Below are 11,233 nucleotides of genomic sequence, written 5' to 3' on the forward strand. Positions count from 1 at the left end.
CGACCCAAGTGCCAGCACTCCGTTACCATGTGATAATCAGATCTGCGATAATGGGCAGGTGATCCTGGTCATTCAACCCGGTTTGCGGGGCAGATACATTCATGATTTTAATATTTTGGGTAGTGATGATGTTATCGATATTCTTGTCGGCCCCAGCCTCACGGCCTGCCAGTTTTAGCGACCCGAACGCAGTACCGAACCATCCTTGGTGGCCGCCATTGGCAATATTGAATCCCTCTTCTTTAAACCGTAGTTGCTCGGCATCTTTGGCGTTCATGTCACCCATGCAAATGAGGTATTCATATTTCTTCATCTCAGCCAAAAGCGAGTCCAACGCCGGGGCATGCGTATCCTTCTGCCAAGGTATATGGGTGGAAATGACGGTAATCACCTTATCGCCAATTTGCAAATCCCCGATTAACGCATAATACTCACCCGCCCAATATTGCTGGCGGAGGTTGGTTAATTTATAGTTCGTCGCAATGCCATTATATATCCAAGTACCTTCATCGCCGAAATAGACGTTGTTATAGAAAGGCTTTAACAGTTCTTCTTCGGCATGCAATACACTATCGGCATCGAAATATCTGTTCCACTCCTGCAGGCCAATGATGTCCAGGCTTTGGCGGCTTATCCAATCCCTCCAATTTAACATTTCCAGTCGCGCATACTTTTGTTTGCCCTCCTTGCCATAAACCGCTTCCCCTCTTACTTCAAGCCCCCCTGCTACCCCTTGGTTGAAATGGCCCACATTATAAGTTGCCACCCGTAATTTCAGTGGCGCATCGTCAGGCGATTGTGCTGCCACACTTGCGGCGAATACCATGAGTATACAAAACTGTATTATCTTCTTCATCTGTCTAAATTTTTCTTCAATGGCGGTGAAGTTGTCATGATTTAATCATACCACCGAGTGATTTTTGAAAACCATAAGGGTTTCATATTAGGATTATTGATTCATTGTTTGTGATCCGTAGCTTAGTAAAATCTGCACACGAAATATGCGAAAATAAGAAAAAAATGCACATCAGAAAGTGCCTGTCAGCCTTCATTAACCGTCGGCTTTCGTATTTTTGTTCCATATGAAGCCATTTTTCGAAGAGTTATTCCAGTATAACCAGCATTGCAACCAGCAACTAGCAAGTATTTTTGAGCAAGAACGGAAGAAAACGGATGCAAAATCTGTGGCATTATTTAGTCACCTATTGAACGCACACCATATCTGGAACAGCCGTATATTGGAACGGAAAACAGACTACGGTGTATGGGATAATCACGCCATCAACGCATTTGCGGCGATAGATCGACTCAACCACGAGGAAACATGGGGCATTCTCGCCGCGTTCGACCTTGCCAACAAAATTACCTATCAAACTACCGCCGGAACGCCATTCGTTAATACGGTACGTGATACGTTGTTCCACGTCGTTAACCACGCTACATATCACCGCGGGCAGCTGGCATTGTTATTCAGGCAGAACGGAATTGAACCGCTGGTCTCAGATTATATCCGCTATAAACAGTAATGCGACCATCACCACATTCAATACAGCTAAATCCCGAGCAACATACACGCCCATCTTATCGCGAAAGATTTTTTCAAACAGATTACCAAAAAAGCAAGTCTGTATGGATGAAATTTGCTTGGAAACCCGTAATATGCGTTGATTTTTCATCAACACAATCAATGACGACGAATATGAACGCTTTTAAAGTCGATATGGTAACCATCTCGTGGTTACTCTTAGCGATGTGTATGCCATGCCTGCATGCACTAGGGCAAGAGACAATCGTTACCTACGTGAAGGAAAATGGTGGTTACACCGCCCATAAAGATTCCGCGGCGTACACGAATGTACTGCAAATTGCTCCCAACGAAGAGGGCCTATACGAACTGAATGACTACTACCCCGATGGCAATCTAAAGCGGCACGGGTTTGTCAAAACAGCTGACCCTCGGCGCATCAACTTCGTGGGGTTGGTAGCATCTTACTACGATAACGGAACCTTAGAATCTGCTGTACAATATGTAGACAACCAGCCTGCCGACACCGCACTATACTATTATAGGAATGGCGTGTTAAAGGAACGCCGGGCCTATATGCCGGTGGCCAAAGAATCCCGAACGTCGCCGGATAATGAGGTCGGCATCCGCGTATTATACTATGCTGACTCACTGGGAAACACCTATGTGAAGGAAGGCAACGGCGATGCCGAAATAGCGGTTGGCGATTCCGACATTGAGCGTGGTCGGTATACAGATGGGCTTCGCGAAGGACGCTGGGAAGGCACGTTCTATAAAGCCAAATACCGGTTTGAAGAATGGTATACACGGGGAATGGTTACCAAAGGAATCACGACCGACAGCCTAGGCAGGAAGTTCACTTATAACCAACGGGGACTCCCTCCCGTATACCCCGGTGGCATACAAAACCTGATGCAGTTTGTCGCCAAGAATTACCGGTATCCAGCAGAGGCCGTCCGTGCGCGCGTAAATGGGCAGGTACTGATCAGCTTTGTCGTGGACACCACTGGTGCGCCAGTAGAAATTGAAATCGTGAACGATCTGGGTTATGGTACTGGTGCCGCCGGGGTGGAAGTCTTGAAGAGAGCGCCGGATTGGACGCCAGGTTACCAGCGGGGCGTGCCGGTCCGGGTAAAATACGTCATACCGATACGGCTGAATCCATCCCCGCCGCCACGCAACGATAGCGAGGCTAAATCATCATAGGTACGTGGCTGACCCATCATAAAAATATCTACTTATTTTTTCAACCGCTCTTTAAACACCTCCTTAAACTTCTCCAGCTTAGGCACGATAACGTACTGGCAATACGCCTGCTGTGGATTAAGGTTGTAGTAATTTTGGTGGTAGTCTTCTGCAATGTAGAAATCGGTATAGAGTTCCAGCTTAGTCACGATGGGTTGGTCGTAAACCTTCTCCTCCGTGAGCCGCCGGATGTAATATTCGGCCTTTTCCTTCTCGGCATCGTCATGGTAAAAAATAGCCGATCGATATTGCGTACCGATATCATTGCCCTGCCTGTTGAGTTGTGTAGGGTCGTGGGCGATGAAAAATGCTTCGAGTAATTCGTCATATGAAATCTCATCCGGGCGATAAACCACATTGATGGCCTCGGCATGGCCCGTGCGGCCCGTGGTTACCTGCTTGTACGTGGGGTTGGCCACCTTACCACCCGTATATCCCGAAATCACGGTATCGACACCGGCCAATTGCTGGAATTGCACTTCGGTACACCAAAAACACCCGCCTGCGAAGGTGGCGGTATCTACCCCAACTAATGAATCACCACTGGCTTTGAACAGTTGCGTACCGGCAGACTGCGAATCGGTGGCTTGCAAACATGCGGCTTGCAGCATCACCCCACCCATCAACATGAATAATAACCTCATCATCTCGGTTCCTTTCTACACAAAGGTACGAAGGCTTTGGTGGTTTTTCGAAGGAAACGCGCAAAATACACCATATTAGGTAGTGCACGGAACTGGATAATGTGCAGAATCATCAAGAAACGTTCAGCACGATTTTGCCGAACTGCGTCGATCGGTCCATTTGGCGCAGTGCGGCCTCCGCCTCTTCCAACGGATAAGTAGCATGGATAACCGGCACGATACGATGCTGGTTTACGAAAGCCAGCATAGCAGCGAAATCGGCCGGTGAGCCCATTGTCGTGCCCAACAGGGAGAGTTGTTTCCAGAACAATTTCCGCGCGTTCAGTGCTGGGATATCCCCTGCCGTACCACCGAAAAAGACAATCCGGCCACCGGGATTAGCCAAGTCAGGGTAATGTGCCACCCCTTCGCCTAATGCGCTATCCACGATAATGTCAAATCCGCCCGCCTGTTCTTGGAGTTGCTTCGCCCAATTCTCATTGGTATATAATACACCCCCTTCAGCACCCAATGTCTTGGCCTGCTCAATCTTCGACGGTGCACTGGAGGTAACGAACACCCTGGCACCGCCATGCAAGGCCCACTGCAAGGCAAAGGTTGCCACGCCCCCGCCCGCACCCACCACGAGTACGTTATCGCCGTCCTTCAATCCGGCCCGGCTGAAAAGCGCCCGATACGCCGTAAGACCACCGAGGGGCAGCGCGGCAGCTTCTTCAAACGAAAGATGATCGGGCTTTTCATGTAAATTGGTCACGGGCACAGTCACAAACTCCGCAAAGGTGCCATCGTCCGGCAGCCCGAGGATACGGAATGATTTCCCCTGAAAGGCCTCATTATCGCCCCACCAAAGAGACGGGTTGATCACGACCTCACGACCCACCCAATAGCGGTGGTCATCGCCCCCGACTCGCTCCACAACACCAGCACCATCCGAACCCAGTACAATGGGGAACTTCAATCCAGCGTACCGCCCTTGCTGTATCCACCAGTCGCGCCGGTTGAATGCCGCCGCCTTGACGCGTACCAACGCTTCATCTTGGCCAATCGCGGGGATGGGCACTTCTTTTAAGATCAACGGCTCATTGGCGCCGTGAAGAACGATTGCTTTCTGGGTAGTCATAAGGTTTTGAGATGTTAAACGCTAAACACGAAACATTAGACGACGGAAACAGGGGCGCCGAAACAAACCATAGCCAAAAAAGCGGCACATACACTGGTATATGGCCGCCTTCTTTACTAGCTAATTTTTATTTCATTATTTCGCATCGGCATAGCGCTTAGCTACGGCATCCCAATCGATAACATTAAAGATGGCCTCCAGGTATCCCGGACGCTTGTTTTGGTATTTCAGGTAATACGCATGCTCCCACACATCGATACCCAAAATAGGTGTACCTTTCACTTCTGCGATATCAAACAGCGGGTTGTCTTGGTTGGGTGTCGAGGTTACCTGCAGCTTGCCGGAATCATCTACTACAAGCCATGCCCAGCCCGAACCGAACCGAGTAGCGCCCGCTTCCTGCAGTTTTTTCTTCAACTCATCGAACGAACCAAAAGCTTCGTCGATTGCCGCGGCTAAATCACCGGACGGTGTACCGCCGCCATTTGCCGACAAAACAGTCCAGAACAAGGAGTGATTGTAATGGCCGCCACCGTTATTGCGCACAGCACCGCTGTATTTGGAGATGTTTTTGCAGATATCCTCAATAGACAGGTTCTCTGCATCTGTCCCAGCAATCGCCTTATTTAGGTTATCAACATAAGCCTGATGGTGCTTGCCATGGTGGATTTCCATGGTTTCTTTATCGATATGGGGTTCCAGTGCATCTGTGGCGTAGGGTAACGCCGGTAGTTCAAAAGCCATAGTATGTATTGTTTTTAGTTAAAAATTAATAATTCGTGTTGGACAAACTTAGCCAAAGTTGCAGATAATTGCAACCACTCTACGCCCTTCCAGCGGCGAGATACCGCGGTAAGGGTGTAATGTCAACGTTTATCGGGACAGTTTTGTTTGGCAAGGTGGTTTCGAATCATCGGGCGGAGCGTTTATTACGGAAAAATGACGTAACGAGGGCCGCACACTCCGCTTCCAGTATGCCATTGGTCAACGTTGTTTTAGGGTGCAATATAGCAGTGCCTAATTTCGAAAAGCCGCGCTTTTCATCCAACGCACCGAATACAATACGGCCCACTTGCGTCCAGTAGGCCGCGCCTGCACACATCACACAGGGCTCAATGGTAACGTATAAGGTACAATCACGTAAATACTTCCCTCCCATGTAACTTGCAGCCGCCGTAAATGCCTGCATTTCGGCATGGGCGGTTACATCGTTTAGCCGTTCGGTGAGGTTATGGCCACGCCCGATAATACGCCCGCCAGCAACAACCACCGCACCGATGGGCACTTCGCCTTGCTCCAACGCCTTCTCGGCTTCACGAAGGGCCTCTTTCATATAAACTTCATCCGGAATCGCGTCGCCGGAATCTTCAAAGTTGATGTATTTCATCGGAAGACGCTAGATGTAAGATATGAGACGCACAACAACAACATTTGTCAAATCAATTTGGCACCGTTGGGTACGGGGTGTTCAACCGTGCTTAGTACAATGTCACCGTTTTCGTCAGCGAAACCGGTAACCAAACATTCCGACAAGAAATCGGCGATCTGTTTCTTCGGGAAATTGACCACACCAATGATTTGTTTCCCTAGTAACTGTTCTTTGCAGTAATGCTTAGTGATTTGGGCACTGCTTTGCCGTATTCCAATCTCGCTTCCAAAATCAACCCTCAGCTTATATGCTGGTTTCCGCGCTTTTGGGAATTCATCGACTTGGATGATCGTTCCGACACGCAGTTCTACCTTTTCAAAATCGTGCCATGAAATTTCATTCATCGGGGTACGCTTGCGAAAGGTTATAACCGATTACTTTCCAGATCGGCGATTCCCTTCTTCAGCGTAAACAGAATATAATCGGTGCTACGCCTCACACGCTTCGCCAAACGGTTAATCAATTCGTCTTCTTTTCCCGGCTCAAAAGCGAGATCATCATCAGAGAGGTGATTGTATTTACGCCGGAATTTCGCTTTCGCGATTTCCCACTCTTCCGGAGTCATGTTGATATCAGCCATATACCATTGATTTGCCACAAAATTAGCTAAAGTTGGGATGATGTGCAAACGGCCGATGTTTTTACAAGGTTTGCCTTACCTGTTCCTTACCATTTGCTTAGTCTTAACCTACGAGTTGCCCTTAATCGAGAAGTAAGGCAGCCATAGGCCTTGGCTAGGAATTTTCGGCTTGAATTTTGCTATGGTTGGACGACAAACAGTATGTTCGAAGAAACAATTAAAAATGATTATGCTATGAAAAAGTACCTTATTATTGCCTTTCTTGTAACCGCTACGATTTTTGGCGCAAACGCCCAATTGCTGCCGAGCCTCCAGTTCGGGGTAAAAGCGGGACTTAACTTTTCCAACCTGAAAACTGACGAAGGGAACTGGTTAGATGCAAGTACGCGTACCGGTTACCAAGCAGGTGTGTGGGCCCGCATTGGAGGCGCTGGTGTCCATTTTCAACCGGAGCTCTATCTGACCGGTAAAAGCTCTGAGGCTAAATTGGTGGAAGAAAACGAAGAAGGCAAAGTGAGCTTCACATCGCTCGACCTCCCATTGTTGTTGGGCACACGCATTGGCTTAGGCCCTGCAGGACTGCGGATCGTTGCCGGCCCGGTAGTGTCATTCGTCGTCGACAAAAATATCGGTGATGCGCTTGCACAAGTCCCTGAATTCAGTGAATACAAAAACCAAGCTTGGGCTGTAACTGGCGGACTCGGGCTAGATATCAGCAACTTCCGCGTCGATGCACGTTACGAGCACGGATTAAGCGAATTGAGCAAAAATGACAGTGCGCCGCAGAAGGTAAACCTCTGGACAGTGGGTATCGGCTATCGGTTGTTTTAACAACCCTTTCTAGCGAAAATAATATCTGGCGCCACGTAGCTATCTGCGTGGCGCTTTTGTTTTGGCACACCCAAAACATTAGAACAGTTCTAAATTAATGATTTTGCTTGTTTGTTTCCCGGTGTATTGAATCAATTGGTAGATTTGCTTACCAAAATTTAATATTCGAGGAGAATGAATAAGTCCAAACCACTACTTTCCTCATCGCTTGGGAAGAAGCTCGTCATGAGCTTAACCGGTCTGTTTTTGTGCACATTTCTGATTGTCCACCTTATCGGTAACCTTCAGCTATTTTATAACGACCATGGGAAAGCATTCAACGACTACGCTCATTTCATGACGCACTTTACACCTATTAAAGTCGTTTCATATTTGCTTTACGCATCCATCGTTATACACGCTATTTATGCGGTGATTATAACCATACACAATAAAAGGGCAAGGCCGGTGGGTTATGCAGTTTATCACGGGTCGGCCAACAGTGCTTGGAACTCACGCAATATGGGGATACTGGGGACGGTATTGCTGGTATTTATTGTAACCCATATGAGTAATTTCTGGTGGAAATATCATAATGAAGACGTACCTTACGTCGAATACCGCACCGATTTGGCCACTCAGGAAACTACCGTAACCGAATTGATTGGCAAAGAGTATACGGACTATGTTAAGTATGTAGACAACGATATCGAGATACTCAAGGCCAAAGACCTGTATAAGCAGGTGCAGTTTGCGTTTAACAATTGGATTCTGGTTGCATTTTACGTTATCGCCATGGGTGCCCTTTCGTTCCACCTGATCCACGGATTCAAGAGCGCGTTTCAAACGTTGGGTTGGGACCATAAAAAATATGCACCCGTTATCCGATTCATTGGTATCTGGTTATTTGGTGTGGCCATCCCCCTTGGGTTTGCGGCTATGCCGTTATATTTCTATTTCGTTAACTAGCTATTTTGTGATGCCCGCGCAGGGTTTGCCGGGCACAACGATATAACAGACATCATTATATGTTAGATTCGAAAGTACCAGCAGGGCCACTGGCCGAAAAATGGTCGACACATAAGTTCAACCTGAAGTTGGTCAATCCGGCCAATAAGCGAAAATATACCATCATTGTGGTCGGTACCGGCTTGGCCGGCTCATCGGCCGCTGCTTCACTCGCAGAGCTCGGCTACAATGTGAAGGCATTTTGCTACCAGGACAGCCCACGCCGGGCGCACTCCATTGCTGCCCAAGGCGGAATCAATGCGGCTAAGAATTATCAGAACGACGGTGACAGCGTTTACCGGCTGTTTTACGACACGGTAAAGGGCGGCGATTACCGCTCGCGCGAAGCTAACGTACACCGCTTGGCAGAAGTATCGGTGAATATTATCGATCAGTGCGTGGCGCAGGGCGTACCTTTCGCCCGTGAATATGGCGGATTGCTAGATAACCGTTCGTTTGGTGGTGCCCAAGTTTCCCGTACATTCTACGCCCGTGGCCAAACGGGTCAGCAGCTGTTGTTGGGCGCCTATTCTGCATTAAACCGCCAAATCAATAAAGGCACGGTGAAAATGTACAATCGGCATGAAATGCTGGATTTGGTGACGATCGATGGCCATGCTCGCGGTATCATTGCTCGCAACATGGTAACGGGGGCTATCGAATCGCACGAAGGCCACGCGGTGCTCCTATGCACAGGGGGATATGGTAATGTGTTTTTCCTCTCGACTAATGCCATGGGTTGTAACGTCACCGCCGCGTGGCGAGCCCATAAACGAGGGGCTTTCTTTGCCAACCCATGTTATACACAAATACACCCTACTTGTATCCCCGTAACGGGCGACCACCAATCCAAACTGACACTGATGTCAGAATCATTGCGTAACGATGGTCGCGTATGGGTACCTAAAACGGTGGAACTCTCCCAAAAATTACGTAAAGGTGAAATCAAAATCGCGGACATCAAAGAAGCAGACCGTGATTATTACCTGGAACGCAAATACCCTTCTTTCGGTAACCTCGTACCCCGTGATGTCGCGTCGCGCAACGCAAAAGAGGTCGTAGACGAAGGCCGCGGCGTAGGCGCTTCGGGTGTGGCGGTATTCCTCGATTTCGAAGATGCCATCAAGCGATTGGGAGAGGATGCGGTACGCGCAAAATACGGCAACCTGTTTGATATGTATTATCAGATTACAGACGAAAACCCGTATAAGCAGCCCATGCGTATCTATCCAGCCGTACACTACACCATGGGCGGCGTTTGGGTGGATTACAACCTGATGACAACCGTTCCCGGATTGTATGCCCTCGGCGAGTGTAATTTCTCCGACCACGGCGCCAATCGCCTAGGTGCCTCGGCATTGATGCAGGGCTTGGCCGATGGATATTTTGTCATTCCTTACACCGTTGGTGATTACCTGGCAAGTTTGGGCTTCGCGCCGGTTGATAAGAATCACCCGAATTTCGAAAAAACCCGTAAAGAGGTGGAAGATCGCGTAAATCGGCTACTTTCGCTGAAAGGGAATAAAACGGTGGATGACATCCACAAAAAGCTCGGCCACATCATGTGGGAATACTGCGGCATGGCACGTAACGAGGCAGGTCTCACCAAAGCCAAAGGACTTATCAGAGAACTGCGACAGGAGTTTTGGGATGATGTGACTGTATTGGGTGAGAACGAAGAGATGAACCAATCGCTCGAAAAAGCGGGCCGTGTAGCTGATTTCCTCGAGTTGGGCGAACTGATGGTAGACGATGCCCTCAATCGCCGCGAATCGTGTGGCGGCCACTTCCGCGAAGAGAGTCAGACCGAAGAAGGCGAGGCCAAACGCGATGATGAGAATTTTAGCTACGTAGCCGCATGGGAGTACAAAGGATCCGACCAACCTGAGGTACTCCACAAAGAAACATTGGCGTTTGAGAATGTTAAATTGACACAACGGAGTTATAAGTGATTGTAGATTTTGGATTGTAGATTTTGGATTGATAGGTAAACGGGCTTTGTGAAATCGTACATCTAAAATCGTAAATAGAGAAACAATGAGCGGAAACATGAACCTGACGCTAAAAGTATGGCGCCAAAAGAATAACAATACCAGGGGTAAGTTTGTAACCTACCAAGCGAACGGCATATCGCCGGACATGTCTTTCCTCGAAATGCTGGACGTGGTGAACGAAGAACTGGTGCGGAAAGGTGAAGATCCCATCCACTTCGACCACGATTGCCGCGAAGGCATATGTGGCATGTGTTCGCTCTACATCAATGGCCGGCCACATGGCCCAAAACAATTGACCACCACCTGCCAGCTCCATATGCGAAGCTTCCACGATGGGCAGACAGTTGTCATCGAGCCTTGGCGTGCTTCGGCATTCCCCGTAATCAAGGATCTGGCGGTAGATCGGACTGCATTCGACCGTATCCAACAAGCGGGCGGGTATATCAATGTAAATACGGGAGGAGTTCCCGATGCAAACGGCATTCCGATTCCAAAGGTGGTTGCCGACGAAGCATTTGAATCGGCTACATGCATCGGTTGCGGGGCTTGCGTGGCAGCCTGTAAAAATTCATCGGCCATGCTGTTTGTTTCAGCCAAAATATCGCAATACGCCTTATTACCACAAGGCCAAACAGAACGGTACAGCCGTGCGCAAGCCATGGTTGACCAAATGGACGCGGAAGGCTTCGGCAGCTGCACCAATACCGGCGCCTGCGAGGCGGAGTGTCCTGTGGGAATTAAACTGACGAATATTGCTCGGATGAACCGTGAATACCTTACCGCCAAGATTTTTAAGGAAGAAGAAGTGCATTAAGCTAACGGCATATTAGTCCACTAGGAAGCCCTCGCAATTACGTAATATTGCGGGGGTTTCTATT

At 48.7% G+C, this 11,233-nt stretch carries 13 protein-coding genes; 6 read left to right on the forward strand and 7 right to left on the reverse strand.

Going from position 1 to position 11,233, the window contains the following annotated elements; translation table 11 throughout:
- Positions 1 to 22 precede the first annotated feature (22 nt).
- A complete protein-coding gene (locus VNQ80_RS05925) occupies positions 23 to 856 on the reverse strand; it encodes an endonuclease/exonuclease/phosphatase family protein (RefSeq protein WP_325636538.1) in 834 nt (277 codons plus the stop codon).
- A gap of 226 nt (positions 857 to 1,082) precedes the next feature.
- On the opposite strand from VNQ80_RS05925, the gene VNQ80_RS05930 reads away from it, so the two are divergent.
- Together VNQ80_RS05930 and VNQ80_RS05935 are read left to right on the forward strand one after the other, a co-directional pair.
- Complete coding sequence (locus tag VNQ80_RS05930) at positions 1,083 to 1,526, forward strand: DinB family protein (RefSeq protein WP_325636539.1); 444 nt, start codon at positions 1,083 to 1,085, stop codon at positions 1,524 to 1,526.
- Between the two features lie 173 nt (positions 1,527 to 1,699).
- On the forward strand, positions 1,700 to 2,731 hold the full coding sequence (locus VNQ80_RS05935; protein WP_325636540.1) for an energy transducer TonB: 1,032 nt from the start codon (positions 1,700 to 1,702) through the stop codon (positions 2,729 to 2,731).
- Positions 2,732 to 2,763: 32 nt separating this feature from the next.
- On the opposite strand, the gene msrA is transcribed toward VNQ80_RS05935, so the two are convergent.
- The 6 genes from msrA to VNQ80_RS05965 all read right to left on the reverse strand — a co-directional run bounded on the left by msrA (position 2,764) and on the right by VNQ80_RS05965 (position 6,543).
- Positions 2,764 to 3,417: a peptide-methionine (S)-S-oxide reductase MsrA gene (gene msrA / locus VNQ80_RS05940; RefSeq protein ID WP_325636541.1), complete on the reverse strand. Its 654-nt coding sequence runs from the start codon at positions 3,415 to 3,417 to the stop codon at positions 2,764 to 2,766.
- A 109-nt stretch (positions 3,418 to 3,526) separates the two neighbouring features.
- A complete protein-coding gene (locus tag VNQ80_RS05945) occupies positions 3,527 to 4,534 on the reverse strand; it encodes a zinc-binding dehydrogenase (RefSeq protein WP_325636542.1) in 1,008 nt (335 codons plus the stop codon).
- Positions 4,535 to 4,669: 135 nt separating this feature from the next.
- Positions 4,670 to 5,278: a superoxide dismutase gene (locus VNQ80_RS05950; protein ID WP_325636543.1), complete on the reverse strand. Its 609-nt coding sequence runs from the start codon at positions 5,276 to 5,278 to the stop codon at positions 4,670 to 4,672.
- A gap of 166 nt (positions 5,279 to 5,444) precedes the next feature.
- Complete coding sequence (locus tag VNQ80_RS05955; RefSeq protein WP_325636544.1) at positions 5,445 to 5,921, reverse strand: nucleoside deaminase; 477 nt, start codon at positions 5,919 to 5,921, stop codon at positions 5,445 to 5,447.
- Positions 5,922 to 5,968: 47 nt separating this feature from the next.
- Entirely contained in the window at positions 5,969 to 6,307 is a 339-nt protein-coding gene (locus VNQ80_RS05960) for a tRNA-binding protein (RefSeq protein ID WP_325636545.1), read from the reverse strand.
- A 20-nt stretch (positions 6,308 to 6,327) separates the two neighbouring features.
- Positions 6,328 to 6,543, reverse strand: coding sequence for a hypothetical protein (locus tag VNQ80_RS05965; RefSeq protein WP_325636546.1), 216 nt, complete (start codon positions 6,541 to 6,543; stop codon positions 6,328 to 6,330).
- A 234-nt stretch (positions 6,544 to 6,777) separates the two neighbouring features.
- Between VNQ80_RS05965 and VNQ80_RS05970 the strand changes: the two genes are divergently transcribed.
- From VNQ80_RS05970 to VNQ80_RS05985, 4 genes are all read left to right on the forward strand, one after another.
- A complete protein-coding gene (locus VNQ80_RS05970; protein WP_325636547.1) occupies positions 6,778 to 7,374 on the forward strand; it encodes a porin family protein in 597 nt (198 codons plus the stop codon).
- A gap of 174 nt (positions 7,375 to 7,548) precedes the next feature.
- Positions 7,549 to 8,322, forward strand: coding sequence for a succinate dehydrogenase cytochrome b subunit (locus VNQ80_RS05975; protein WP_325636548.1), 774 nt, complete (start codon positions 7,549 to 7,551; stop codon positions 8,320 to 8,322).
- A 59-nt stretch (positions 8,323 to 8,381) separates the two neighbouring features.
- Positions 8,382 to 10,313, forward strand: a complete 1,932-nt coding sequence (locus VNQ80_RS05980) for a fumarate reductase/succinate dehydrogenase flavoprotein subunit (protein ID WP_325636549.1) — start codon at positions 8,382 to 8,384, stop codon at positions 10,311 to 10,313.
- Between the two features lie 85 nt (positions 10,314 to 10,398).
- Positions 10,399 to 11,169 carry a succinate dehydrogenase/fumarate reductase iron-sulfur subunit gene (locus tag VNQ80_RS05985; protein WP_325636550.1) on the forward strand — a complete coding sequence of 257 codons (771 nt, stop codon included), beginning with the start codon at positions 10,399 to 10,401 and terminating at the stop codon, positions 11,167 to 11,169.
- The last annotated feature ends 64 nt before the right edge of the window (positions 11,170 to 11,233 follow it).

It is taken from the genome of Parapedobacter sp., from assembly GCF_035556095.1.
Lineage (GTDB): Bacteria > Bacteroidota > Bacteroidia > Sphingobacteriales > Sphingobacteriaceae > Parapedobacter.